The sequence below is a fragment of the Nocardioides sp. 1609 genome, assembly GCF_004522105.1.
Classification (GTDB): domain Bacteria; phylum Actinomycetota; class Actinomycetes; order Propionibacteriales; family Nocardioidaceae; genus Nocardioides.
Window position 1 is genome coordinate 99723 of sequence record NZ_SPUJ01000002.1, and the last position, 24732, is coordinate 124454.

At 72.9% G+C, this 24732-nt stretch carries 24 protein-coding genes; 6 read left to right on the forward strand and 18 right to left on the reverse strand.

What is annotated here, in order from left to right; translation table 11 throughout:
• Positions 1-20: 20 nt before the first annotated feature.
• The 9 genes from E4623_RS05520 to E4623_RS05560 form a co-directional block, all read right to left on the reverse strand.
• On the reverse strand, positions 21-2618 hold the full coding sequence (locus tag E4623_RS05520) for an ATP-dependent Clp protease ATP-binding subunit (RefSeq protein ID WP_134765544.1): 2598 nt from the start codon (positions 2616-2618) through the stop codon (positions 21-23).
• 228 nt (positions 2619-2846) lie between these two features.
• Positions 2847-3179, reverse strand: a complete 333-nt coding sequence (locus tag E4623_RS05525) for an Lsr2 family protein (RefSeq protein ID WP_134765545.1) — start codon at positions 3177-3179, stop codon at positions 2847-2849.
• 58 nt (positions 3180-3237) lie between these two features.
• On the reverse strand, positions 3238-4023 hold the full coding sequence (locus E4623_RS05530) for a type III pantothenate kinase (RefSeq protein ID WP_134765546.1): 786 nt from the start codon (positions 4021-4023) through the stop codon (positions 3238-3240).
• Positions 4023-4931 carry a carboxylating nicotinate-nucleotide diphosphorylase gene (gene nadC / locus E4623_RS05535; RefSeq protein WP_134765547.1) on the reverse strand — a complete coding sequence of 303 codons (909 nt, stop codon included), beginning with the start codon at positions 4929-4931 and terminating at the stop codon, positions 4023-4025. Before nadC ends, E4623_RS05530 begins: the two co-directional genes overlap by 1 nt.
• Complete coding sequence (locus E4623_RS05540; protein WP_134765548.1) at positions 4928-6628, reverse strand: L-aspartate oxidase; 1701 nt, start codon at positions 6626-6628, stop codon at positions 4928-4930. Before E4623_RS05540 ends, nadC begins: the two co-directional genes overlap by 4 nt.
• Before the next feature lie 9 nt (positions 6629-6637).
• A complete protein-coding gene (gene panC / locus E4623_RS05545; RefSeq protein ID WP_134765549.1) occupies positions 6638-7561 on the reverse strand; it encodes a pantoate--beta-alanine ligase in 924 nt (307 codons plus the stop codon).
• The gene (locus E4623_RS05550) at positions 7558-8490 is read right to left on the reverse strand and encodes a DUF2520 domain-containing protein (protein WP_134765550.1); all 933 of its coding nucleotides are present in this window, start codon (positions 8488-8490) and stop codon (positions 7558-7560) included. The genes panC and E4623_RS05550 overlap by 4 nt, the downstream gene beginning before the upstream one ends.
• 277 nt (positions 8491-8767) lie before the next feature.
• Positions 8768-9724 (reverse strand): glycosyltransferase, encoded by a 957-nt coding sequence (locus E4623_RS05555; RefSeq protein ID WP_134765551.1) that lies wholly within the window; start codon positions 9722-9724, stop codon positions 8768-8770.
• Positions 9724-10833, reverse strand: a complete 1110-nt coding sequence (locus E4623_RS05560; RefSeq protein ID WP_134765552.1) for a sulfotransferase family protein — start codon at positions 10831-10833, stop codon at positions 9724-9726. Before E4623_RS05560 ends, E4623_RS05555 begins: the two co-directional genes overlap by 1 nt.
• A 34-nt stretch (positions 10834-10867) precedes the next feature.
• Here E4623_RS05560 and E4623_RS05565 point away from each other — a divergent pair, with 34 nt between their 5' ends.
• The 5 genes from E4623_RS05565 (at position 10868) to E4623_RS05585 (ending at position 15436) form a co-directional block, all read left to right on the forward strand.
• Positions 10868-11998 (forward strand): glycosyltransferase, encoded by a 1131-nt coding sequence (locus E4623_RS05565; RefSeq protein WP_134765553.1) that lies wholly within the window; start codon positions 10868-10870, stop codon positions 11996-11998.
• 151 nt (positions 11999-12149) lie between these two features.
• Complete coding sequence (locus tag E4623_RS05570) at positions 12150-13004, forward strand: ATP-binding cassette domain-containing protein (protein ID WP_134765554.1); 855 nt, start codon at positions 12150-12152, stop codon at positions 13002-13004.
• Positions 13001-13756, forward strand: coding sequence for an ABC transporter permease subunit (locus E4623_RS05575; RefSeq protein WP_134765555.1), 756 nt, complete (start codon positions 13001-13003; stop codon positions 13754-13756). The genes E4623_RS05570 and E4623_RS05575 overlap by 4 nt, the downstream gene beginning before the upstream one ends.
• Positions 13756-14505, forward strand: coding sequence for an ABC transporter permease (locus E4623_RS05580; RefSeq protein WP_134765556.1), 750 nt, complete (start codon positions 13756-13758; stop codon positions 14503-14505). The genes E4623_RS05575 and E4623_RS05580 overlap by 1 nt, the downstream gene beginning before the upstream one ends.
• A 28-nt stretch (positions 14506-14533) precedes the next feature.
• Positions 14534-15436: an ABC transporter substrate-binding protein gene (locus E4623_RS05585; RefSeq protein ID WP_134765557.1), complete on the forward strand. Its 903-nt coding sequence runs from the start codon at positions 14534-14536 to the stop codon at positions 15434-15436.
• Between the two features lie 112 nt (positions 15437-15548).
• Here the strand turns inward: E4623_RS05585 and E4623_RS05590 are convergent, their stop codons facing one another.
• The 8 genes from E4623_RS05590 to folE form a co-directional block, all read right to left on the reverse strand.
• A complete protein-coding gene (locus E4623_RS05590; protein WP_209020529.1) occupies positions 15549-16688 on the reverse strand; it encodes a GNAT family N-acetyltransferase in 1140 nt (379 codons plus the stop codon).
• A 269-nt stretch (positions 16689-16957) separates the two neighbouring features.
• Positions 16958-17623, reverse strand: coding sequence for a hypothetical protein (locus tag E4623_RS05595; protein WP_245154921.1), 666 nt, complete (start codon positions 17621-17623; stop codon positions 16958-16960).
• Between the two features lie 10 nt (positions 17624-17633).
• Positions 17634-18167, reverse strand: coding sequence for a DUF3180 domain-containing protein (locus E4623_RS05600; protein ID WP_245154922.1), 534 nt, complete (start codon positions 18165-18167; stop codon positions 17634-17636).
• A 9-nt stretch (positions 18168-18176) separates the two neighbouring features.
• The gene (gene folK, locus E4623_RS05605; protein WP_209020530.1) at positions 18177-18746 is read right to left on the reverse strand and encodes a 2-amino-4-hydroxy-6-hydroxymethyldihydropteridine diphosphokinase; all 570 of its coding nucleotides are present in this window, start codon (positions 18744-18746) and stop codon (positions 18177-18179) included.
• The gene (gene folB, locus E4623_RS05610) at positions 18739-19131 is read right to left on the reverse strand and encodes a dihydroneopterin aldolase (protein ID WP_134765558.1); all 393 of its coding nucleotides are present in this window, start codon (positions 19129-19131) and stop codon (positions 18739-18741) included. The genes folK and folB overlap by 8 nt, the downstream gene beginning before the upstream one ends.
• Positions 19128-19949, reverse strand: coding sequence for a dihydropteroate synthase (folP, locus tag E4623_RS05615; protein ID WP_134765559.1), 822 nt, complete (start codon positions 19947-19949; stop codon positions 19128-19130). Before folP ends, folB begins: the two co-directional genes overlap by 4 nt.
• A gap of 54 nt (positions 19950-20003) precedes the next feature.
• Entirely contained in the window at positions 20004-21017 is a 1014-nt protein-coding gene (locus E4623_RS05620) for a glycosyltransferase family 2 protein (protein WP_167736495.1), read from the reverse strand.
• 39 nt (positions 21018-21056) lie between these two features.
• Complete coding sequence (gene folE / locus E4623_RS05625) at positions 21057-21659, reverse strand: GTP cyclohydrolase I FolE (RefSeq protein WP_134765693.1); 603 nt, start codon at positions 21657-21659, stop codon at positions 21057-21059.
• A gap of 53 nt (positions 21660-21712) precedes the next feature.
• On the opposite strand from folE, the gene E4623_RS05630 reads away from it, so the two are divergent.
• Positions 21713-22564, forward strand: coding sequence for a hypothetical protein (locus tag E4623_RS05630; RefSeq protein ID WP_134765561.1), 852 nt, complete (start codon positions 21713-21715; stop codon positions 22562-22564).
• Between the two features lie 21 nt (positions 22565-22585).
• On the opposite strand, the gene ftsH is transcribed toward E4623_RS05630, so the two are convergent.
• Entirely contained in the window at positions 22586-24661 is a 2076-nt protein-coding gene (ftsH, locus tag E4623_RS05635; protein ID WP_245154923.1) for an ATP-dependent zinc metalloprotease FtsH, read from the reverse strand.
• Between the last annotated feature and the right edge of the window lie 71 nt (positions 24662-24732).

The following is a 24732-nucleotide window of genomic DNA, read 5'->3' on the forward strand; positions in this document are numbered from 1 at the left end:
GGTCGGCGGTGGGGCTGGGATCAGAGGGCGCCGGCTGCGCCGCCCTCGGTCTCGGCCGGAGGGGACTTCTTGATGTCGACGGGGCCGTCCTCGCTGACGGGGGTCTCCCCCGCGCCGACCTCGACGGTCTCGAACGGCGGCAGGTCGGGCATCTCGCCCATCTTCTGCCCGGCGAAGGTGAACTTCGCCGTCGGGCCCTCGCCCTCCACGTCGACCAGCACGATCTGACCGGGGCCGACCTCGCCGAAGAGCATCTTCTCGGCCATCGTGTCCTCGATCTCGCGCTGGACCGTGCGCCGCAGCGGACGGGCACCGAGCACGGGGTCGAAGCCCCGCTCGGCCAGCAGGTCCTTGGCGGCCTGCGTGAGCTCGATCCGCATGTCGCGGTCGCGCATCCGCAGCTCGACGGAGGCGATCATGTTGTCGACCATCTGGACGATCTGCTCGCGGCTGAGCGGCGGGAAGACGACGATCTCGTCGACACGGTTGAGGAACTCGGGCCGGAAGTGCTGCTTGAGCTCGTCCTGGACCTTCGCCTTCATCCGCTCGTAGGAGCCGGCCGCGTCACCGGCCTGGTTGAACCCGAGGTGGACCGACTTGTTGATGTCGCGGGTACCGAGGTTGGTGGTCATGATGATGACGGTGTTCTTGAAGTCGACCACCCGGCCCTGCGAGTCGGTCAGGCGACCTTCCTCGAGGATCTGCAACAGGCTGTTGAAGATGTCGGGGTGGGCCTTCTCGACCTCGTCGAAGAGGACCACGGAGAACGGCTTGCGCCGCACCTTCTCGGTGAGCTGCCCGCCCTCCTCGTAGCCGACGTAGCCCGGAGGCGAGCCGAAGAGCCGCGAGACGGTGTGCTTCTCGGAGAACTCCGACATGTCGAGCTGGATGAGCGAGTCCTCGTCGCCGAACAGGAAGTCGGCGAGCGTCTTGGACAGCCACGTCTTGCCGACACCCGAGGGTCCGGCGAAGATGAACGAGCCGCCGGGGCGCTTCGGGTCCTTGAGCCCGGCACGGGTGCGCCGGATCGCCCGCGAGATCGCCTTGACGGCCTCGTCCTGGCCGATGACGCGCTTGTGCAGCTCGTCCTCCATGTTGAGCAGCCGGGTCGACTCCTCCTCGGAGAGCTTCACGATCGGGATGCCGGTGGCGACGGCGAGGACCTCGGCGATGAGCTCCTCGTCGACCTCGGCCACCTCGTCCATGTCGCCGGCACGCCACTGCTTCTCGCGCTCGGACTTGCGCAGCATGAGCTGCTTCTCCTCGTCGCGGAGCCGGGCGGCGGCCTCGAAGTCCTGGCCGTCGATGGCGCCCTCCTTGCGGGAGCGGACGTCGGCGATCTTGTCGTCGTACTCGCGCAGGTCGGCGGGCGCCGTCATCCGGCGGATCCGCAGCCGCGAGCCGGCCTCGTCGATGAGGTCGATGGCCTTGTCGGGCAGGAACCGGTCGGAGATGTAGCGGTCGGCCAGCGTCGCGGCGCTGACGAGCGCCTGGTCGGTGATCGTCACCCGGTGGTGCGCCTCGTAGCGGTCGCGCAGGCCCTTGAGCATCTCGATCGTGTGGGCGATCGACGGCTCGGCGACCTGGATCGGCTGGAAGCGGCGCTCGAGCGCGGCGTCCTTCTCGAGGTACTTGCGGTACTCGTCGAGGGTGGTCGCGCCGATCGTCTGCAGCTCGCCGCGGGCCAGCATCGGCTTGAGGATGCTGGCGGCGTCGATCGCACCCTCGGCCGCACCGGCGCCGACGAGGGTGTGGATCTCGTCGATGAACAGCACGATGTCACCGCGGGTGCGGATCTCCTTGAGCACCTTCTTCAGGCGCTCCTCGAAGTCACCGCGGTAGCGGCTGCCGGCCACGAGCGCGCCGAGGTCGAGGGTGTAGATCTGCTTGTCCTTGAGCGTCTCGGGCACGTTGCCGCGGACGATGTCCTGGGCGAGACCCTCGACGATGGTCGTCTTGCCGACGCCGGGCTCACCGATCAGGACGGGGTTGTTCTTCGTGCGCCGCGACAGGATCTGCATGACGCGCTCGATCTCGGTCTCGCGACCGATGACCGGGTCGAGCTTGCTCTCGCGGGCGTCCTGGGTCAGGTTGCGCCCGAACTGGTCGAGCACCAGGGACGACGACGGCGCGTCGCCGCCACCGGACTGGGCGGCCGCCGCGGCGGTCGACTCCTTGCCCTGGAAGCCGGAGAGCAGCTGGATGACCTGCTGGCGGACGCGGTTGAGGTCGGCGCCGAGCTTCTGGAGCACCTGGGCGGCGACACCCTCGCCCTCGCGGATCAGGCCGAGCAGGATGTGCTCGGTGCCGATGTAGGAGTGGCCGAGCTGCAGCGCCTCGCGCAGGGACAGCTCGAGCACCTTCTTGGCGCGCGGGGTGAAGGGGATGTGGCCGCTGGGCGCCTGCTGGCCCTGGCCGATGATCTCCTCGACCTGCGCACGCACTGCCTCCAGGGAGATGTCGAGGCTCTCGAGGGCCTTGGCCGCGACACCCTCGCCCTCGTGGATCAGCCCGAGCAGGATGTGCTCCGTGCCGATGTAGTTGTGGGAGAGCATGCGGGCCTCTTCCTGGGCCAGCACGACCACCCGGCGAGCTCGGTCTGTGAACCGCTCGAACATGCGCATCGCTCCTCAAGTACGTGGGTCCCGCCCGCTCCTGGGTGGAGGGAGAGGTACGGGTGTTCTAACCCCACTCCCAGCCTACGCGTTCCCTCTCACCCCGAAAGCCCGTCCGCTCTCAGCGAACAACCGACAGCGGTCGAGGGAGGAGCACCCGGCGCGGGCCGCTCGGCTCCGCGGACGGGGCCGGCGCCTGCGCCGCCCGTGCAGCTGCTCGTCGGGCCGCCGTCAGTTGGCGGCGTCGAAGGCCTCGCGCACGGCGCCGGGGATGCGGCCCCGCTCGGGGACGTCGAAGCCGTTCGAGCGGGCCCAGTCGCGGACCTCGGCGGCGCTGGCGCCCCCGGTCTCGGCCGGGGCCGAGGACCTGCGTGCGCCACGCCGGGAGCCGGCGACCTTGCGGGCGTTGCCGACGTAGCCCGCGAGCGCCTCGCGCAGCTCCTGGGCGTGGTCGTCGTTGAGGTCGATCTCGTAGCTCGCACCGTCGAGCCCGAACGTCACCGTCTCGGTGGCCTCGGAACCGTCGATGTCGTCGACGAGAATGATGTTGACCTTCTGTGCCATTTCGAATTCCTTGTCGGACGGCCCGAGAATGCGGAGACCTATTCGGTCGGGATAATCACTATGGCACAGCCGGGGAGTTCCGCCGAAATACCATCTCCAAGCCGATGTGGGTCAGCCACGGGTCGTGGTGGGTGAAACAACTACATTCATCGCGCACCAGGTCGGCGAGATAACCGGTCGAGATGACGGCGACGTCCTCGGCGGCGGTATCGAGGTCGGCGAGCATGCGCTCGACGATCCCCTCGACCTGCGCGGCGGTGCCGAACACCACCCCCGACTGCAGCGCCTCGACGGTGTTGCGGGCGATCACGGAGCGCGGCCGCACGATCTCGACCTGCCGCAGCTGCGCGCCCCGACGCCCGAGCGCCTCGAGCGAGAGCTCGATCCCGGGCGTGATCGCGCCGCCGACGTACTGGCCGTGCGCGTTCACCACGTCGAAGGTGGTGGCGGTGCCGCCGAAGTCGACCACGATCGCCGGGGAGCCGTACAACGTGAGCGCCGCGAGGGAATTCACGATGCGGTCGGTACCGACCTCGCGCGGATTGTCGGTGAGCACGGGAAGACCGGTCCGGACACCCGGTTCGACGACGACCTGGGTGACGTCGGAGAAATGCCGCGCCAGCATCTCGCGCGCCGATTGCGTCACCGCCGGGACGGTCGAGCACACGGCCACGCCGTCGACCTCGGGGAGGTGGCGCCCGACCAGGCCCCGCAGCAGCACCGCCCACTCGTCGGCGGTGCGGTGCAGGTCGGTGGAGACGCGCCAGTCGTGCGACACGACGCCGTCCTGCACCAGCGCGAGCGCCGTGTGGGCGTTGCCGACGTCGATCGCGAGCAGGGGCATCACACGTCCTGGAGGTCGAGCCCGAGGTCGAAGACGACGACGGAGTGCGTGAGGGCGCCCACGGAGATGAAGTCGACGCCGGTGGCGGCCACCTCGGCGGCCCGGGCGAGGGTGAGCCCGCCGGAGGCCTCGAGCGTGGCGCGGGCCTCGCCGCGCTCGTCGTTGACGCGGACGGCCTCGGCCATCGTCGCGGTGCTCATGTTGTCGAGCAGGATCTCGGTGCAGCCCACGTCGAGCAGCTCGCGGAGCTGGTCGAGGTCGGTGACCTCGACCTCGACCGGCAGGTCCGGGTACGCCGCCCGCACCGCCCGGTAGGCCGGCACCGCGCCGCCGGCGGCGATCACGTGGTTGTCCTTGACCATCGCCTTGTCGGACAACCCGAACCGGTGGTTGACGCCGCCGCCGCAGCGCACGGCGTACTTCTGCAGGGCGCGCCAGCCCGGCAGCGTCTTGCGGGTGTCGAGCACCCGGGCGCGGGTGCCCTCGAGGGAGGTGACCCAGCGGGAGGTGGCGGTCGCGACGCCGGAGAGGTGGCTGGCGAAGTTGAGGGCGGTGCGCTCGGCGGTCAGCAGGCCGCGCGTGGGGCCGGCGACCCGCATCACGACGTCGCCGGCGACGACCCGGGTGCCGTCGGGGAGCCGGTCGGTGACCTCGACGTCGTCGCCCAGCACGATCCGGAAGACGAGCTCCGCGACGCCGAGGCCGGCCACGACGCCGTCCTCACGGGCGGCGAAGACCCCCTCGGCGCGGGCGTCGGCGGCGATCGTGGACTCGGACGTCACGTCGACGGCGCCGTCGGGGAGGTCCTCGCGGAGGGCGAGGAGCACGTGGTCGACCAGACCCGCGTCGATCTCGGCGGCGCGGAGCTCGTCGAGGAGCTCGCGCGGCGGTGGCAGGTGGTGCTTCATGCGGGTCCTCCGTCGGTGGCGGGCGCGGGGCGGAAGACGACCTCGGCGACGCCGTCGGTCATCGCGGTGTCGACGTGGCCGGCCCAGGCGGCGTCGTCGCGCTCGGGGAAGTCGTCGCGCCAGTGCGACCCGCGCGTCTCCTGGCGCAGCGCGGCGGCCTCGGCCAGGGCCGTGGAGATGGTGAGCAGGTTCGTGGTCTCCCAGGCGTCCAGGTCGGCGGTCTCCGAGGACCGGCCGCCCAGCTTGTCGAGGACGGCGGTGGCCTCGCCCAGCCCGGGCGCGTTGCGCAGCACGCCGACCTTCGAGGTCATCACCTCCTGCAGCTCGCCCCGGACGTCGCCGCTGACCAGCCCGGCGGTCCGGGAGTCGAGCGCCGGCTCGCTCCAGTCACGCAGCTCGCCGGGCAGCACGTGCGCGATCCGGCGCGAGAAGACCAGGCCCTCGAGCAGCGAGTTGGAGGCGAGCCGGTTGGCGCCGTGGACGCCGGAGCACGCGACCTCGCCGGTCGCGTAGAGACCCGGGACGTCGGTGCGGCCCTGGAGGTCGGTCCGGACGCCGCCGGAGGCGTAGTGGCAGGCGGGTGCGACGGGGATCAGCTCGGTGACCGGGTCGACGCCGTGGGAGCGCGCGGTGGCCAGGATGGTCGGGAACCGGCGCTCCCAGAACGCCGCGCCCAGGTGCCGGGCGTCGAGCCACATGTGGGCCTTCCCGGTGTCGAGCATCCGGCGCATGATCGCCTTCGCGACGACGTCGCGCGGGGCGAGGTCGGCGAGCGGGTGGACGCCCTGCATGATGCGCCGGCCGCCCTCCTCGGGAGGAGCGTCGACGAGGAACGCACCCTCGCCGCGCACCGCCTCGGAGATCAGCGGCTGCTGGCCGTGCGAGTCGGGGCCGAGGTACATCACCGTCGGGTGGAACTGCACGAACTCCAGGTCGCGCAGGGTCGCGCCGGCCCGCAGCGCCAGCGCCATCCCGTCGCCGGTCGAGACCGCCGGGTTGGTCGTCTGGCTGAAGACCTGGCCGAGCCCGCCGCTGGCGAGCACCACGGCACGGCAGTGGACGGCGCCCACGCCGTCGCGCTGGCCCTCGCCCATCACGTGGAGCGTGATGCCGGCGACGCCGGGCCGGCCGTGGGGGCCGTCGGGGCCGGTGAGCAGCAGGTCGACGGCCAGCGCGTGCTGCACCACCTCGATCTCGGGGGCCGCCTCGACGGCCGCGACGAGGGCGCGCTGGATCTCCGCACCGGTGGCGTCGCCGCCGGCGTGGGCGATCCGGTCGCGGTGGTGGCCACCCTCGCGGGTCAGCGAGAGGACGCCGTCCGGGTCGTGATCGAACATCGCCCCGAGCGCGATGAGCTCGCGCACGGCCTCCGGGCCCTCGTCGACGAGCACCCGGACGGCGTCCGCGTCGCAGACGCCGGCCCCGGCGACCAACGTGTCGACGGCGTGCTCCTCCGGGGTGTCGCCCGGCCCGAGCGCGGCGGCGATGCCGCCCTGCGCCCACTGGGTCGAGCCGGCGGCGATCTGGTCCTTGGTGACGACGAGGAGCTTGTCGATCCCGTTGTCGGCGTCCTTGAGGCGGAGCGCGGCGGTCAGGCCGGCGATGCCGGAGCCGATGATGACGACGTCGGCCCGGGTGGTCCACCCGGGCTCGGGAGCGGTCAGCCGACCGGGCACGCGGCGTACGGCGTTGGGCATCGGGCCAGGCTAGTGGTCGGGGCCGGGCGGGCGCGCGTCGTCCACCGCACCGAGCGTGAGCGGGAGGTTGTCGATCAGCCGGGTCGCGCCGACCCGCGCGGCGACCAGGAGGCGCGCCTCGGTGCCCGCGGCGACGTCGGCCGGCAGCGGCGACAGGTCCGGCAGCGCCAGCTCGAGGTAGTCGAGGTCGACGCCGCCGGCGGCGTCCAGCACGGCCCGCGCGGCGTCCAGCGCGGCCGGGACGCCGAGGGCGCCCGCCTCCCGCGCGGCGTGCAGCGCGCGGTTGAGCGCCACGGCGTCGCGGCGCTGGGCGGGGTCGAGGTAGACGTTGCGGCTGGAGAGGGCCAGGCCGTCGTCCTCGCGGCGGGTCTCGGCGCCGACCACCTCGACGCCGAGGCAGAGGTCGGCCGCCATCCGGCGGATCAGCACGAGCTGCTGGTAGTCCTTCTGCCCGAAGACCCCGACGTCCGGACGGACCAGGCCGAACAGCTTCGCGACGACGGTCAGCACGCCGGCGAAGTGACCGGGACGGGTCCGGCCCTCCAGGACCTCGCCGAGGGGTCCCGGGTGCACCGTCACCTGCGGCGGCCCGCCCGGGTAGACCTCGTCGACGCTCGGGGCGAACACGACGTCGACGCCGGCGTGCGCGCACACCTCGAGGTCGGCGTCGAAGGTGCGGGGGTAGCGGTCCAGGTCCTCACCGGGCCCGAACTGGAGCGGGTTGACGAAGATCGAGACCACGAGCGGCCCGCCCGCGGGGCCGCCCGCGGGGCCGGCCGCGGCCACCGCGTCGCGCGCCACCGTCATCAGGCTGGCGTGGCCGGCGTGCAGGGCGCCCATCGTCGGGACGAGCGCCACGCGCTCGCCGGCCGCACGGCGTCCGGAGAGCAGGTCCGCGAGCTCGGCGCGGGTCCGGGCGACGGCGGGGGTCACGTGGTCCAGCGGACCGACCGGTCCTCGACCGCGGCGGCGTGGTCGAGGACGTCGTTGATCGCCAGCGCCCGCAGCGCGGTGAGCCGGCCGTCGGTCACGGCCCGGCTCAGGGTGGCCCGGGCGAGCGCGAGGTAGCTCGGCATCGTGGTCGGGGCCTCGACGCGGATGCTGTCGAGGTGGGCGCGCACGGTGTTGACGTCGCCACGCACGATCGGGCCCGTGAGGGCGGCGTCGCCGTGCTCGAGGGCGTTGTCGAGCGCGGCGGTGAGCAGCGGTCGCAGGGTCGCGGCCGGGTCGTCGGCGCCGGCGGCGGCGAGCAGCTCCATCGCCTCGGTGACGAGGGTGACGAGGTGGTTGGCGCCGTGCGCCAGCCCTGCGTGGTAGAGAGCGCGGCGCGACTCGGGCACCCACATCGGGCGGCCGCCGAGGTCGTCGACCAGCGACGCGGCGAGCTCGCGCTCACCGTCGGCGGCGGTGAGGCCGAAGACGCAGCCGGCGAGCCGGTCCAGGTCGACCTCGGTGCCGGTGAACGTCATCGCCGGGTGCAGCGCGATCGCACGCGCGCCGAGCGCGACGGCCGGCGCCAGCACCTCGAGCCCGTGCCGCCCGGAGGTGTGCACGACGACCTGCCCCTCGCGCAGGGCGCCGCTGTGGGCGAGCACCGAGACGACGTTGCCGAGCATGTCGTCGGGGACGGTGAGCAGCAGCAGGTCGCACGCCCGGGCGACGGCGCTCGGCTTGTCGACGGCGACGCCCGGCAGCAGCGCGTCGATGCGCCCGCGCGAGGCGTCGGACTCTCCGGCGGCGGCGACGACCTCGTGACCGGCGGCCCGCAGGGCTGCGGCGAGGACGGCTCCGACCCGGCCGGCGCCGACGACGCCGATGCGCAGACGCGGCGGCGGTGCGGGCAGGGACGACTCGTGTGACATTGGGGAACCTTTCGTTCCAGTCCCTCCGACCACCCGCTCGCGCGGGCCGGGGTGGGTACCAGACGTGGTGCTCGTGTGCTGTCAGCAGTGCAACGCCGAATGTACGCGGGTTGCTTCCGCCGGGGGAACGGCCGGGAGCGTGACGCACGCCACCTCCCGGGCCTGCCACCAGCGTGCAATTGCCGACGCTGGCTCGATCCGGCCGCCGAGAACTGGCCACACGTCGGCAATTGCATCGATCGCGCGACCCCGAGGGGCTGCAGGACCGGCGCGACGCTCAGCCGGGCCGGCGAGCCCGCTCGGCGTCGTCGGAGCTCACGACCGTGCCGACCTCGAGCGGCCGCGGCGCGTGCGGCAGCCAGGTGCGGGTGACGTGGTCGACGACGTGGACGCCGTCCGGGGCGTGGATCTCGTGCACGCCCTCGGGCACCTCGCCGGCGTTGAGCGCGTTGAAGACCGCCCACTCGCGACGCTTGCGCTTGTTGCGGTGGCTCGTGGCGAACGACGCCGGGTCGGTCCAGTGCGCGAACTCGTCGCCGTCGAGGTACTTCAGCTCGACGCACAGTCCGTGCGGCAGCCCGATCGAGCGGACCGGCTTCGGGGTGGTGCGGACCTCCCACTCGAAGGCCTTGGCGAACACGAAGTCGGGCCCGACGGGGAAGCCCCACTCCTCGGCGTTGCGGAGGCCGAGGTCGAGGTAGGCGTGCGAGGGACCGTCGAGGTAGAGCCCGTGGCGCGGGACCCGGATGATCGACTGGACGTCGCCGACCTGCCAGGCGAGGTCGGCCAGCGACGCCTCGCCCTCGGCGGTGAGCACCATGTCGCCGTCCCACTTGAAGGAGTAGCGGGTCCCGACCTGGGCGAAGCACCAGTTGTAGAAGTAGGCGAGCGAGTGCACCGACCGCTCGTGGACGGCGCGGTGCTCGGCGCCGGCCCGGGCGACCGCGAACGGGTACGACGCCTGGGTCAGCCGGTGCGCGAGGCCGGCCCGCTCGGCCGTCTCGACGACGACGTCCGGGCTGCCGTCGGTCGAGCCGTTGTCGACGACCAGGACGTGGTCCATCGCGCGCAGCAGCGGCGGCAGCACGAACGGCAGCGACGGGGCCTCGTCCTTGACGCGCAGCACGGCGGTGCTGCCGCTGCGCAGGCCGCCGGGCCGGGCCCAGGGCCAGGTGATGTCGAAGTCGGCGTGGCCCTCGAGGTTGGTGAGTCCGGCTGCCTCGGGGAGCGCCATCAGGAGCGCTCGCGCCCGGCCAGCTTGCGCAGGCCGCGCCGCACCGGGGCGGGGACGGCGGCGCGCAGCCCGTGCGGGAGCCGGTCGGCGCCGAGCGGGGTGTCGGCCGGCCGGGCCGGGCCGGCCGCGGGCCGCGGCGGCGGACCCTGACGCCGGGTGCGCTGCTCGGCGTGGACCACCGAGGAGCGCGAGATGGCCTCCGCCTCGGCGTACAGGTCGGTGTAGGCCTCGCGGAGCTCGTCGAGGGTGGCGTGCACCTGGGGGGTGTCGCCGCCGGGGTCGGCGAGCTTGTTGAGCTCCTCCCAGGTCTGTCCGACGAGGTCGTGCAGCCGTGGCGGGAGGCCGAGGTCGGCGAGGGTCTGCTGCATCCGGCGCAGCGAGGGGTCGACGAAGCGGTGGCCGTCCCGGATCTGCTCGCTGTTGGCGTGCAGGACGTGCTGCAGCCCGAGCGTCTCGCCGACGTGCATCGTGGTGCGCGTCCAGTCGTCGAGGAGGTCGCCGTACCGGACGAAGACGCGGGCGCCGGCGCCGGTGCCGGTGCCGACGCGGGTGCCGCGCTCGGTGTGGAGCAGCATGTTCAGCCAGGACGCCGCGAGGTGCGCCGAGCCGAGCTTGTTGGCGTAGTAGGTCTGCTTGCTGCCGACCACCTCGGCGGGCGGGCGCAGCATGGTCGCGAAGACCGGCTCGGCGCCGGTGCGGATCGCCGCGACGCGCCACAGCCCGAGGAACCACGCGAGCCGCGGGTCCTTGACGACGAGCTCGCTGTGCCCCTGGTCGGCGGTGAAGTGCCCCTCCAGCCAGTCGGCGGTGGCGATCCGCTCCGGCTCGCGGGTGCTCACCCGACCGGTCTCGAACCACGCCTCGGGCCGGGAGTCGGAGACCTGGACCAGCGCCTCCTTCAGCAGCCGGTCGTGGTGGTCGACGACCCACTGCGGCTCCCCGAAGCCCTTCGGGTTCGACTCGTCGGCGGCGACCTCCGGCTGGGGCACGTGCAGGCCCAGGATCTTCATCAGCCCGGCCATCGTGCTGGTGCCGCTCCGGCCGGCGCCGGCGACGAGGATGACCTTGCGCGGGTAGTCGGCAGGGTCGACGCTGCTGGGGTCACTCACGAGGCGAGAGCCTATCGGGCACTACCGTTGCGTCATGAGGATCGGCCGCCGACCCCCGCGGCGGATCAGCGTCGTCGTCCCGGTCTTCGACGTCGAGGCCTACCTCGCCGAGTGCCTCGACAGCCTGCTGGCCAGCACCTACCCGGACGTCGAGGTGGTGGTGGTCGACGACGGGTCGACCGACGGGTCGGGCGCGATCGCCGACGAGCGCGCCGCCCGCGACGCCCGGGTGCGCGTCGTCCACATCGCCAACCGCGGGCTCGGCGCGGCCCGCAACGAGGGGCTGCGGCACACCACCGGCGACCTGGTGACCTTCGCCGACTCCGACGACGTCGTCCCGCCCACCGCGTACGCCGCCCTGCAGCGGCAGCTGAGCGGCTCGGGCTGCGACTTCGTCACCGGGTCGATCGCGTGGTGGCGCCCGGACGCCGACGACCCGGCACAGGTGCTCGTGCAGCCGCCGTGGATGCGGCGCCTGCACCGGACCCGCGCCGCGCTGGTCGTCGAGCAGCAGCCGGAGATCCTCGGCGACGTGTTCGCGTGGAACAAGCTCTTCACCCGCGCCTTCTGGGACGGCGCCGGCCTGTCGTGGCTCGAGGGTCACCGCTACGAGGACCAGCCGACGACCACCCGGGCGTTCCTCCGCGCCCGGCGGTTCGGGATCGTGCCGGAGGTCGTCTACCACTGGCGGATCCGGTCGGACGGCTCCTCGATCACCCAGCAGCGCGGCTCGCTCGTCGACCTCGAGGACCGCTGGCTCACCAAGCGCCTGACCGCACGCAGCGTCGCCGACCACGGGTCGCCGAAGGTGTCGAGGGTGTTCCGCGACAAGGTGCTGCCCGGTGACCTCCACCGCTACTTCGTGCAGATCCCCACCGCGGACGACGCGTGGTACGCGCTGCTCGAGGCGGGGGTCCGCGACCTCTTCGCCGAGCGGTCGCTGGTGCACAGCGGGCTGCCGCCGGTGCACCGGCTCACCGGGTGGCTGGTCGAGCAGGGCCGGCGCGCCGACGCCGCGCACGTCATGACCTACCTCGCCGGGCTCGGCCCGGGCGAGCGCGTGCCGCGGGTCGACGACCCGCGCGGCTGGCGGATCGACGTCCCGGGGCTGGACGCCGCGACGGTCGACCTCGCGGCCCTGCGACTGCAGGACCACGAGACCTGACGGAACCGGACGCTGACCGAACAGAGACCGGACAGTGACCGGAAGGGTGGTCCCCGCCCGGCCGTGGACTGGTGAAATCCGATCGATCAACTACGACTGTGGCACTGTTGTCCCGCCTCGACAGTCTCCTCCAGCAGATTGAGCGGTGCCCATGATCGAGTTCGAGTCGGTGACCAAGCAGTTCCCGGACGGCACCGTCGCCGTGGAGGACTTCAGCTTCACGCTGCCCTCGCGGAAGACGACCGTGTTCGTCGGGTCCTCCGGCTGCGGCAAGACCACGCTGCTGCGGATGATCAACCGGATGATCGAGCCGACCTCCGGGCGGATCACGATCGACGGCGACGACATCGCGGGACGCAACAAGGTCGAGCTGCGCCGCAGCATCGGCTACGTGCTCCAGTCCTCGGGTCTCCTGCCGCACCGCAGGGTCGTCGACAACGTCGCGACCGTGCCGCTCCTGCACGGCGTGAAGAAGTCGCAGGCGCGGGCCGAGGCGATGGACCTGCTCGACAAGGTCGGGCTCGACCGCGGGCTGGCCCGCCGATACCCGCGCCAGCTCTCGGGCGGCCAGCAGCAGCGGGTCGGCGTGGCCCGCGCCCTGGCCAGCGACCCCAACGTCCTGCTGATGGACGAGCCGTTCGGCGCCGTCGACCCCATCGTGCGCGCCGACCTCCAGTCCGAGCTCAACCGGCTGCAGCGCGAGCTCGGCAAGACGATCGTGTTCGTCACCCACGACATCGACGAGGCGTTCCTCCTCGCCGACCAGGTGGTGATCTTCCGCAAGGGCGGGGTGATCGCCCAGGCCGGCACGCCCGCGGAGATCCTGGCCGCGCCGGCCGACGACTTCGTCGCGAGCTTCGTCGGGGCCGACAAGGGCAAGCGGACCCTGCACCTCCAGCAGCGGCCCGACGACGACGGGCTGACGCTCGTCGTCGACGGCGACGGCCGGCCGATCGGCGTCCTGCGTCCGGACGGGGCTCTCGAGAAGCAGGCGCCGCGGCCGTGACCTGGACCCGCGACAACCTGCCCCTCATCTGGGAGCTGACGCTCGCGCACGTGCAGCTCGCAATCCTGCCGATCGTGCTGAGCTTCGTGCTCTCCATCCCGCTGGGCTGGCTGGCCAACCGCAACCGCGTGCTGCGCACGGTCGTGATCACCGCCGGCAGCCTGCTGTACACGATCCCCTCGCTGCCCCTGTTCGTGATCCTGCCGCCCCTGATCGGCACCCAGGTCCTCGACTCCACCAACCTGGTCGTGGCCCTCTCCATCTACGGCGTCGCGATCATGGCCCGATCCGCGGCCGACGCGCTCGCCTCGGTCGACCGCACCGTGCTCGACGCCTCGAGCGCGGTCGGGTACGGCGCCGCCGCGCGCTTCTTCCGCGTCGAGCTGCCGCTCTCGGGGCCGGTGCTGCTCGCCGGCATCCGGGTGGTGTCGGTCAGCACGATCGCACTCACCTCGGTCGGCGTGATCATCGGCTCGCGCAACCTCGGCTACCTGTTCAACAACGGCAAGCAGCGCGACATCCTCGAGGAGGTTGCCGTCGGCATCGTGATGAGCCTGCTGATCGCGCTCGTCCTCGACGTCGTCATCGTCACCCTCGGGCGGATCCTGATGCCGTGGAACCGCCCCGACCGGGCCGGCAGCCGGTCCCGCACGGTGGCGCTCGTCGAGCCCGGGGGCCCGGGTGCCGCGGGCACCCCGAGCGCCGCCGCCGACCAGGACCCGGTCGCCGTCACGAGCGGAGGCGACGGCTGATGGACCTCTTCGAGAGCGCACTGCGCTGGCTCCTCGACTCCGAGAACTACCGGGCCGGCAGCCGCAGCCCGCTGCCCATCCAGGACCGGCTCGTCGAGCACCTGACCTACACCGGGATCTCGGTGCTGGCCGCGGCGCTCATCGCGCTGCCGCTCGGCTTCTTCATCGGCCACACCGGCCGGGGCCGCCAGCTGGTGATCTCCTTCACCGGAGCGATGCGGGCCCTGCCCACGCTCGGGCTGCTGTTCTTCCTGCTGATGGTGCTCGACGACCACGTGAGCTTCGACCGCGCGCCCCTGATCGGGTCGGTGATCGCCCTGGTGATCCTGGCCATCCCCTCGATGCTGGCCGGCTGCTACGCCGGCCTGGAGTCGGTCGACCGGACCACGATCGACGCCGCCCGCGCGAACGGGATGACGGAGTGGCAGATCCTGCGCCTCGTCGAGATCCCCCTGGCCCTGCCCCTGATCGTCGGCGGGATCCGCTCCGCGGTGCTGCAGGTGATCGCCACGGCGACCATCGCGTCGTACGTCGGCCTCGGTGGCCTCGGGCGGATCATCACCAGCGGGATCGGCCTCTACGACTACGATCGGATCCTCGGCGGCGCCCTGCTCGTGACCGCGCTGGCACTGTCCGTCGACGCCCTCTTCGCCCTCCTCCAACGAGCCACCGCAACCCGCGGCCTCGCCGAGCACCGCCCAGCACGACGCCGCACCTCCAAGTCGGCCGACACGGCCGCGCGCGCCTGAGAACGCGTGACACGAAGGGACACCCTTGATGACCAGCTACCCCCGCCTCCGCCTGGTCGGAGCCGTCGCCGCCACGGCCTGCCTGATGACCGGCCTGACCGCCTGCGGAGGTGACGACGACGGCGGTGCCGTCGTCGTCGGCTCCTTCAACTTCCCCGAGAGCGAGATCCTCGCGGAGATCTACTACCAGGCCCTCGACGCCGACGGGGTCGAGGTGGAGAAGCAGTTCAACATCGGTCCGCGCCAGCAGACGCTGCCGGCCCTCAAGGACGGCTCGATCGACCTCATCCCCGAGTACAACGGCAACCTGCTCGCCGCCTACAACCCCGAGTACACCGAGCGGACGACCGAGGAGGTCGACGGCGCGCTGGTCGACGCCGTCGCCGAGGACGACCTCCAGGTGCTGGACTCGGCCGCGGCCGAGGACAAGGACGCCTACGTCGTGACGCGCGAGACCGCCGAGGCCAACGACCTCACCAGCATCGGCGACCTGGCGGCCCTCGCGCCGTTCAAGCTCGGCGCCAACCCGCAGTTCGGTGAGCTGGGCTACGGCATCCCCGGCCTCGAGGACGTCTACGGCGTCACCGGCGCCGAGTTCGTCCCGATCGAGGACTACGGCGGCCCGGACACGGTCAAGGCCCTGGTCGACGACTCGGTCCAGGTGGCCGACATCTACACCACCTCGCCGGCGTTGGTCGCCGAGGACCTGGTCGTGCTCGAGGACCCCGAGAACATGATCTCGTCGCAGAACATCATCCCGCTGATCTCCGACGACGCCTTCTCCGACGACATCGCCGACACGCTCAACGCGATCTCGGCCGAGCTCACCACCGAGGACCTGATCGCGCTGCGCGAGCGGGTCGAGGGTGACGAGCAGGCCTCGGCCGCGACGGCGGCCACCGACTGGCTGAAGGAGAAGGGCCTGCTCTGAGCCCCGATCCGCGGCTGGGCCGACCGAGGCCGAGCCGCCCCACCACCCGGGGGTCCTGCGTCGTGCGACGTGGGGCCCCCGGTGTGCGTCCCGGCCCGGCTCGCGTCGTCGGTCAGTCGGCGACGGCGACGGCGACGTCGCGGTGCCAGGACTCGGTGACGTACGACGTCGTCCAGCCCATCGAGGTGTAGAGGCCGTCGGCGCCGGTGGAGGAGTCGGCGTCGACCTCGAGGCCGACGCGGTCGCGGCCGCGGCCGGCGGCGTCCGCGATGATCGTGCGGAGCAGGCCCTTGGCGACGCCACGGCCGCGGGCGGCCTCACGGACGCCGATGTAGGACACGTACGAGCCGTCCGGGCCGGAGGCGCTCTCCGAGACGGTGCCGACGAGGGCACCGACCGGCTCGGGTCCCTCGCCGTCGGAGCCGCTGCCCGCGTCGGACCCGTCGCCGCGGTCGACCAGCTCGGCGAGCCACCAGTGGTCCCAGCGGTGGCCGGGGTCCTCGCGCAGGCGGTGCAGGAACTCCTCGAAGGTCTCCTCCCACGAGTTGAAGTGGTCGCGGAAGGCCTCCTCGAGCACGTCGTGGACCTCGCGCAGGTCGCCCTCGTCGGGCATGCCGTCGCCCGCCCGGCGCACCAGCCGGAACCGGACGCCGCGGGCCTCCCAGTCGTCGGCCGACGGCACCAGGTCGCGCTCGTCGGGGGTCACCGGCCGGCTCATCTGCCACCAGGTACGCACCTTGGTGAAGCCGGACGCCGCGAGCCACGCCGTCTGCCGCTCGTCGCCGGAGTAGGTGCCGGTATCGATCTGCTGGACCTCGAGCCCGCGGGCGGCCCCGACCGCGCGGGCCTGGCCGACGGCCCACTCGACGAGCAGGTCCGAGCAGGCCCGGGCGACGCCGTCGGCGAGGCCGCGCTCGACGACGTGCAGCAGCAGCATCCGTCCCCCGGCCCGGTCGTGCACGCTCCCCCACGCGCGGATCAGGCCGGCGTCGTCGCGCACCACGACGTTCTCCCGCGTGCGCAGCCCGGCCTCGGACACCTCGACGAGGACGTCGTCGACGCTCGAGCCCGCCCACCCCCGCCCGTCCCGCTCGTGGGCGCGCAGCAGCTGGGTCAGGCGCGCGAGGTCGGACCGGTCCGACGGGTCGGGCTGCCCGACCTCCCACCCCCCGGGCAGCGCCGGCAGCTCGTCGACGAGCTCACCGACCAGGGCGTCGGGGTCGGTCTCGAACCGGGAGTCCTCGGGGATCACGACAGCCCATTGTGCCGGAGCACCCCGCCGCCCATGACGGGAGGAGGCCGCGGCGACGACCGGGTTCGGGCGGGCGGGTGCCCGGTGGGGTCGGGCCGGGTCGGGATTTCCCCGGTCGGCCGGGGAAATCTGAACTTGGGGGCCGGGATCCCGGTTGACAAGTTCAGGGATCGGCCGCCCAGTCCGGCTCGGCCGGTCCGGGGCGAGCCGGCGAGGCGTCCGTGCGCCGGACGGGGCTGGGCGAGCGGCGCGTGGGCCGTCCGCGGGCGTCAGGCGTGCTTGCGGTCCTCGCCGTGCCCGGTGGTCTCCCAGGCGACGAGCTCGGCGCGGACGACGTCGAGCTCCTGCTCGAGCTCGGCGACGCGGACGATCGCCATGGCGGCGCGCTCCTCCGCCTCGGCGAGGCGGGAGGAGAGCCGGGCGACCTGCTCGGCGGAGGCCTTCTCGACGGCGAGGACCTTGGCCTGCTCGGCGGCGAGCTCGTCGCGGGTGGCGGTGACCTCGGCGGCGGCGTCGGCCAGGCGCGTCTCGAGCCGGGTGATGGTGGCCTCGTGGCGGGTGATCCGGCCGTGGGTGTCGGCGACGTACAGGGCCTGCTCGGCCGTACGGGTCTCGGTGAGGGCGGCGTAGCCGCGGGCCTGCTCGGCACGGTCGCGGGCCCACGCCCGGCGGGTGTCGGCGAGCTCGGAGTGGGTGATGCGGGTGGCGACGGCGCCGAGGACGGCGGCGACGCCGGCACCCACGGCGGCGACGGCCCACGTGCCGCTGGCGATCGCGGCGACGGCGCACGCCAGCGCGGCGGCGACCAGGACGACGGCCACGAGGAGCCGGGTCGAGCGCTGCCGGCGCCGGGACGGCGCGGCAGAGGCAGCCGTCGATCCAGCCGTCGAACCGGCCGTCGGGGTCGGTCCGGGACGAGCAGCCGGGGAGGTCATGGTTCGCAGGCTAGTTGTCGTCGGCCCCGGATCGGACGCGACACGCGCGCTCGAGCAGCAGGGACGTGACGACCACCAGGACGCCGGCGAGGCCGGCCAGGCCCGATCGGAGGATCCGCTCGTCGGCGAGCTCGGAGGGATCGCCGACCCAGCTGGCGGCGTACCCGAGGTAGCCGCCGCCGACGAGACCGCCGACGAGGGCGCACGCGCGCGCCAGCACGAGCCGGTTCACGGCTCGGTGGGGCGCGAGCCGCTCCTGCCGCACGTGCACGGCGCGGTGGGTCGACCACGCGGTCCCGGCGAGGATCGCGGCGACGAGGACGAGCGCGAGCGGCTGGGCCCACGAGACGAGGGGCGGCGTGCCCCAGCGCTCGGTCACGGAGTGGACCAGCCACCCGAGGGCGAACCCGACGACCCCCCAGGTCGCGGGCACGTGCGGTGGGGTCGGACCCAGGGCGCGGTCCTCGCCCGGGTCGCCGCCCGGGCGGCCGGGGCGGCCGGAGCGGTCCGGGTCCCGGTCGGGCTCGTGGGGGCCGTCGTACAAGGCGACCCGCTACTCGACGTCGAGCGTGAGGTCCTCGCGCAGCGTGAGTCCCTCGACCCCGGTCTTGGCGAGCAGCTCGGCGATCGGCCCGTGTCCGGGCAGCTCGGCGTCGGGCTCGAGGTCGTACCACGGCTTGAGGACGAAGGCCCGCTCGTGGGCGCGCGGGTGCGGCAGGCGCAGGGCGTCGGTGTCGCTGCGTCGGTCGCCGACGACGATGAGGTCGACGTCGAGGGTCCGCGGGGCGTTGTGGACGTCGCTGCGCTCGCGGTCGTAGGCGTCCTCGACGGCGAGCGCGCGGTCCATCAGCCGGTTGGCGGCCAGCGTGGTGTCGGCCAGCAGGACCGCGTTCAGGTAGTTCTGCGCGCCGGGCGGGGAGTCGACCGGCTCGGTCTCGTAGACCGGCGAGACGCCGGTGACCCAGACGTCGGGGGTGTCGGCGATCGCATCGACGGCGCCTTGGAGACTGGCCAGCGACTCACCCAGGTTGGACCCCAGCGCGATGACGACCCGACGGATCGGACGCATCTCCCCGGTGAGGGTGTCGGCGTCGATGATGTGCGGGTTGGGGGTCTCAGTCACGGTGGACCTCGCGCTCTCGGGTGATCGTCAACGTGACGTCGGCGAACGTCGCGTCGAGGGGGGCATCCGGCTTGTGTACGGTCACTCGCGCCCATTGAACACGGTCGTCCAAGAGGCAGACGTCCGCTATCCGCTGGGCGAGGGTCTCGATCAGGTCGACCGGATCTTTCTCCACGGCGGCTTGCACCGAGGCCCCGAGACTTCCGTAGTCGACGGTGTCACGCAAGTCGTCCGAGGCCGCCGCAGCACGGGTGTCGACACCGAGCACGAGGTCGATCACGAAGGACTGTCCGGCGCGTCGCTCGAAGTCGAAGACGCCGTGGTGCCCCCAGCACTCGAGCCCGAGGACGGCGATCTCGTCGAGCGGTCGCGTCGGGGCGCTCATCCGGTCCGTTCCCACACGCTCAGCACATCACGGGTCCCCCGGACGTCGTGCACCCGGATCCCCCAGACCCCCTTGCGGGCCAGCACGAGCGTGAGCGCGTGGCTCGCGACGTCGCGCTGGTCGACCGGTCGTGGCGTGCCGTCCGGAGCGGCGAGGAGGGCGCCGAGGAACGACTTGCGGCTGGCGCCGACGAGCAGCGGCAGTCCGAGCGCGGCCGGCCCGTCGGACCGGTCGAGACCGTCGACGAGCTCCCAGTTGTGGTCGCCGCGCTTGGCGAACCCGAGGCCGGGGTCGAGCACGATCCGGTCGGTGGGGATGCCGGCGGCGCGGATCTCGGCGACCCGCTGGGCGAGCTCGCGGGCCACAGCGGCGACGACACCGCCGGGCTCGTCGTAGACCGCGAGGTCCTGCATCCGGTCGCTGTGGGCGCGCCAGTGCATCGCGACGTACGTCGCGGTGGAGTCCGCCACGACGTCGAGGATCCGCGGGTCGGCGAGACCGCCCGAGACGTCGTTCACGATCCGGGCGCCCGCCGCGAGCGCGGCCTCGGCGACCTCGGAGCGCATCGTGTCGACCGACACCGTCGCGCCGTCGCCGGCGAGCGCCTCGATCACCGGGACGACCCGGTCGAGCTCCTCGGACACCAGGGGGCGGGTGGCGCCGGGTCGGGTCGACTCCCCCCCGATGTCGAGGACGTCGGCGCCGTCGGCCAGCAGCCGGCGCCCGTGGGCGACCGCGGCCGGCCCGTCGGCGAAGCGACCGCCGTCGGAGAACGAGTCGGGCGTGACGTTGACGACTCCCATCACGACCGGACGCATGCCGTGACGATACCGACGGGCCGGCCAGCCGCCGTCAGCCGCCGTCAGCCGTCGTCAGCCGTCGACCGCCTCGACGATCCGGCCCAGGACGTCGGCGCGGCCGGTCCGGAGCAGACCCGACTTGTCGAGGCCGGCCGCCCCCCGCACCAGGGCGCGGAACCGGTCGAGGTCGGCGGCGGGGACCTCCCGCGGCCGGTACCTCGGCGTGTCGAGCTCGACCCGGACCAGCAGGCCGAGGTCGCGCAGGTCGGGGAAGGGGTCGCGGATCGTCTCGTCGTAGACCTGGGCGAGCGTCGCCTCGACCTCGTCCGGAGGGGCGCCGCGGTCGAGCAGCGCGCGCACCTCGGCGGCGACGTGGCGGCGTCCGGGCCGGATCGCCATCGTGTCGAGTCCCGCCTCGGCGAGGTTGACCCACTTGCGCGCGAACTCCTCCGCCGAGGGCGACTCGAGGTGCAGCAGGCGCAGCCACCCGGCCTCGAGGCCGTCGATCGCCGCGCCGTCCGCCCCGAGCGGCTTGTGGACGGCGGCCCGGAGGTCGAGCGAGGGCCGCCAGCCGGACTTGCCGGTGAGGTGACCGCGGAAGTAGAGCGAGTTGGTCCGGGCCCGCGCGTGACCACGCTCGACGAGCAGCGTCCGCTCGCTCGGTCCGAGCCGGCGCTTGAACCAACCCCCCTCGGCCTCGGCGTCCTCGTGGCTCACCGACTCGAGCACGCGCAGCAGCACGACCTCGCACGACGGGTCGAGCCGCTCGAGCTTGCGCCGGTTGACGTGCACGACCTCGTCGGCGTCGACGTGGAACAGCCAGGTCGCCCACGGGAACAGAGTGCAGACGACGTTCACCACGCCGGCGTTGCGGTTCTGTCGTCCGTTCAGCCCGGGCCGCGCCTCGGGTCCCCACCACCCGTCGTCCCACGCCGACACGCACGTCACGTGCGGGTCGGCGGCGAACCGCTCGACGACCTCGGGCTGCTCGCCGTCGACGAAGACGACGAGGTGGTCGATGCCGGCGAAGAGGTTGCGGCGCACGAAGCGCTCGAGGTTGGCGAGCGTGTCCTTCGCCGTCGTCACGGCCACCAGCATCGGTCGACCTCAGCCCCGGTCCACGACTCAGCCCCGGTGGATCAGGGCCATCGCCTCGGCCCGGGTGGCCGGGTCGGAGCGCATCGAGCCGCGGACCGCCGAGGTGATCGTGCGGGCGCCGGCCTTGCGGACGCCGCGCATCGTCATGCAGAGGTGCTCGGCCTCGATCACCACGATGACCCCGCGCGCGTCGAGGATGTCCATCAGCGCGTCGGAGATCTGGGTGGTCAGCCGCTCCTGGACCTGCGGTCGCTTCGCGTAGACGTCGACGAGGCGGGCGAGCTTCGACAGGCCGGTGATCTTGCCGGTCGTGGCCGGGATGTAGCCGACGTGGGCGACCCCGGTGAACGGCACCAGGTGGTGCTCGCACATCGACCACAGCTCGATGTCGCGGACCAGCACCATCTCGTCGTGCCCCAGGTCGAAGGTCGTGCTGAGCACGTCCTCCGCGCGCTGCCGCAGCCCGGCGGTGAGCTCGGCGTAGGCGCGGGCGACCCGCGCCGGGGTGTCGTGCAGGCCCTCCCGGTCGGGGTCCTCGCCGATCGCGTGGAGGAGCTCGCGGACGGCGGCCTCGGCCCGGGCGTGGTCGAAGTCGGGCACGTCCGCGGGGTCGCGCACGGCGCGGTCAATCGGGTCGGTCACGGCCGCGAACCTACCAGCGGCCCCCGCTAGGGTCGGGCCTCGTGACCGTCCGCCCGACCTTCCTGCTCGGCCTCGGCGCGATGAAGGCGGGCACCACCTGGCTGCACGACCAGCTCGCCGCCTCCGACCAGGTCGTGACGGGCTACCGCAAGGAGCTCCACGTCCTCGACGTGGTCGACCTGCCCTCCGAGTCCTGGATGCGCGCCCGGATCGCCCAACGTGCCCAGCGCGCCGGTCGGTCCCTCGGCGAGAGCGGCCGGGCGGACGCGGCGGCGCTGCACCAGGCGGCGATGGTGGCCGACGTGTCGCTGTACCCGGGCTACTTCGCCGGCCTGCTCGCCGGCGGGGCCGCGCTCACCCTCGACATCACCCCGTCCTACGCCCTGCTCGACCGCACGCGCCTGGCCTGGGTGCGCTCGTCGTTCGCCGAGCTCGGCGTGCGGGCCGTGGCGGCCTTCCTCATGCGGGACCCGGTCGAGCGCATCTGGTCCCACGTGCGGATGGTGCAGGGCCGGGCGCCCGAGAAGTACCCGCTCTCCAGCGAGGCGCACCTCCTCGAGCTGTTCGACCACCCGACCTACGAGGGCCGCACCCGCTACGAGAACACGCTCGCCGAGCTGAGCGCCGCCTTCCCCGGCACCGAGCGGCACGTCGGCTTCTACGAGTCGTTGTTCACCGACCGGTCGGTGGCATCGATCAGCGCCCTCTGCGGCATCGAGGCGACCCCGGGGGCCTTCGACGTCCGGGCCAACGTCTCCCCCCGGTCCGGCGTGCTGTCGGAGAGCACGGTGCGGCGGGTCGCGCGGCACTACTCCGCGACGTACGACGCCGTCGCGCGAGCATGCCCCGAGGTCGACCTGCTCGACCTGTGGCCGAGCACCCGCCTGCTCTGAGGTGCGGCGGCGCCCCGAGCGTCAGCCGACGCCGTTGCTCCCGGGGAGCGGCGGCGTGGGGGGCTCGCCGCCACCGAGGGAGGGGTCGTGGACGTCGCCGCCGGGTCCGGGCGGCGTGACGACCACGCCGCTCTCCGGCTGCTTGGCGAGCAGTCCGTTGGCGGCGACCCGGTCGCGGATCGCCTGCGGGATCTCCACGGGCGGCAGCGCGGACGGGTTGCGCGTCGGGGAGCCGGTCCAGGCCGGGCGCTCGGGACGGCGTCGCAGCGCGGTGAAGATCTCCGCGACCTGCGCCTTGTCGAGGGTCTCCTTGTCGAGCAGCGCGAGCACCAGCGCGTCGAGGACGTCGCGGTTCTCCTCGAGCGCGTCGAAGGCCTCCTGGTGGGCGGTCGTCAGCAGCTTGGTGACCTCGTCGTCGACGATCGCGGCGACGTCCTCGCTGTAGTCGCGGGAGTGGCCGAGGTCGCGGCCCAGGAACGGCTGGCTGTTGTCGCTGCCCAGCTTGATCGCGCCGAGCCGCTCGGTCATGCCGTACTGGGTGACCATCGCGCGGGCCAGGCTGGTGGCCTTCTCGATGTCGTTGCCGGCGCCGGTGGTCGGGTCGTGGAAGATCATCTCCTCCGCCGCCCGCCCGCCGAGCATGTAGGCGAGCTTGTCGAGCAGCTCGGAGCGGGTCTGGGAGTACTTGTCCTCGTCGGGCAGCACCATCGTGTAGCCGAGGGCGCGCCCGCGCGGCAGGATCGTGATCTTGTGCACCGGGTCGGTGCCGGGCATCGCCGCGGCGACGAGGGCGTGTCCGCCCTCGTGGTAGGCCGTGACGAGCTTCTCCTTCTCGCTCATCAGCCGGGTGCGACGCTGCGGGCCGGCGATGACGCGGTCGATCGCCTCGTCGAGCGCGGCGGCGTCGATCATCTTGGCCGAGTTGCGGGCGGTCAGCAGCGCGGCCTCGTTGAGCACGTTGGCGAGGTCGGCGCCGCTGAAGCCGGGCGTGCGGCGCGCGACGTTCTGCAGGTCGATGTCGGGCGCGAGCGGCTTGCCGCGGGAGTGGACCTGGAGGATCTTGGTGCGGCCGGCGAGGTCGGGGGCGTCGACCTGGATCTGCCGGTCGAAGCGGCCCGGGCGCAGCAGCGCCGGGTCGAGGACGTCGGGGCGGTTGGTGGCCGCGATCAGGATGACGCCGCCGCGGACGTCGAAGCCGTCCATCTCGACGAGGAGCTGGTTGAGGGTCTGCTCGCGCTCGTCGTGGCCGCCGCCCATGCCGGTGCCGCGGTGCCGGCCGACGGCGTCGATCTCGTCGATGAAGACGATCGCCGGGGCGTTCTCCTTCGCCTGCTCGAACAGGTCACGGACCCGGCTCGCGCCGACACCCACGAACATCTCGACGAAGTCGGAGCCCGAGATCGAGTAGAACGGGACGCCGGCCTCGCCGGCGACGGCGCGGGCCAGCAGCGTCTTGCCCGTGCCGGGCTGGCCGTAGAGCAGGACGCCCTTGGGGATCTTGGCGCCGACCGCCTGGAACTTGGCCGGCTCCTGGAGGAACTCCTTGATCTCGCCGAGCTCCTCGATCGCCTCGTCGCAGCCCGCGACGTCGGCGAAGGTCGTCTTCGGCATGTCCTTGGAGATGAGCTTGGCCTTGGACTTGCCGAACTGCATGACGCCGCGGCCGCCGCCGCCCTGCACGCTGTTCATCAGCCACAGGAACAAGATGATGATCAGGACGAACGGGATCAGCGTGGCGAAGATGCTGGTGAGCAGGCTGGGCTGCGGGTTCTCCGAGGAGGACTTCTCCAGCTTGCCGCCGGCGCTCTCGAGCTTGGAGTCGGCGAGCGCGATGATGCCCTGCTGCTGGCCGAGCACGTAGTAGGACTCGACCTTGGCGCCGGAGTCGCGCACGCCGCTCTGCAGGGTGGCCTGGATCTTCTGCTCGCCGTCGATGAAGGAGATCTCCTTCACCTCGTCGTCGGCGAGGTACTTCTGCATCTGGGACGTCGGGACCTCGTCGTACCCGCCCCCGGGCGCCAGGAACTGCAGGGCGAGGATGACGCCGAGGACGGCGACCGCGATCCAGACCCACGGGCCCTTGAAAATCCGCTTCACGACAACTCTTTCGCAGCTAGCACGCCGAACACACGATCGAACGCCTCGACGGTACAGGGGCCGCCGAGTCG

What these genes read in the sequence shown, in the direction of transcription:
- E4623_RS05520 (WP_134765544.1), bottom strand. Translation starts at nt 2,618, where the DNA reads ATGTTCGAGCGGTTCACAGACCGAGCTCGCCGGGTGGTCGTGCTGGCC.
- E4623_RS05525 (WP_134765545.1), bottom strand. Translation starts at nt 3,179, where the DNA reads ATGGCACAGAAGGTCAACATCATTCTCGTCGACGACATCGACGGTTCC.
- E4623_RS05530 (WP_134765546.1), bottom strand. Translation starts at nt 4,023, where the DNA reads ATGCCCCTGCTCGCGATCGACGTCGGCAACGCCCACACGGCGCTCGCG.
- nadC (WP_134765547.1), bottom strand. Translation starts at nt 4,931, where the DNA reads ATGAAGCACCACCTGCCACCGCCGCGCGAGCTCCTCGACGAGCTCCGC.
- E4623_RS05540 (WP_134765548.1), bottom strand. Translation starts at nt 6,628, where the DNA reads ATGCCCAACGCCGTACGCCGCGTGCCCGGTCGGCTGACCGCTCCCGAG.
- E4623_RS05550 (WP_134765550.1), bottom strand. Translation starts at nt 8,490, where the DNA reads ATGTCACACGAGTCGTCCCTGCCCGCACCGCCGCCGCGTCTGCGCATC.
- E4623_RS05555 (WP_134765551.1), bottom strand. Translation starts at nt 9,724, where the DNA reads ATGGCGCTCCCCGAGGCAGCCGGACTCACCAACCTCGAGGGCCACGCC.
- E4623_RS05565 (WP_134765553.1), top strand. Translation starts at nt 10,868, where the DNA reads ATGAGGATCGGCCGCCGACCCCCGCGGCGGATCAGCGTCGTCGTCCCG.
- E4623_RS05570 (WP_134765554.1), top strand. Translation starts at nt 12,150, where the DNA reads ATGATCGAGTTCGAGTCGGTGACCAAGCAGTTCCCGGACGGCACCGTC.
- E4623_RS05580 (WP_134765556.1), top strand. Translation starts at nt 13,756, where the DNA reads ATGGACCTCTTCGAGAGCGCACTGCGCTGGCTCCTCGACTCCGAGAAC.
- E4623_RS05585 (WP_134765557.1), top strand. Translation starts at nt 14,534, where the DNA reads ATGACCAGCTACCCCCGCCTCCGCCTGGTCGGAGCCGTCGCCGCCACG.
- E4623_RS05595 (WP_245154921.1), bottom strand. Translation starts at nt 17,623, where the DNA reads ATGACCTCCCCGGCTGCTCGTCCCGGACCGACCCCGACGGCCGGTTCG.
- folB (WP_134765558.1), bottom strand. Translation starts at nt 19,131, where the DNA reads ATGAGCGCCCCGACGCGACCGCTCGACGAGATCGCCGTCCTCGGGCTC.
- folP (WP_134765559.1), bottom strand. Translation starts at nt 19,949, where the DNA reads ATGCGTCCGGTCGTGATGGGAGTCGTCAACGTCACGCCCGACTCGTTC.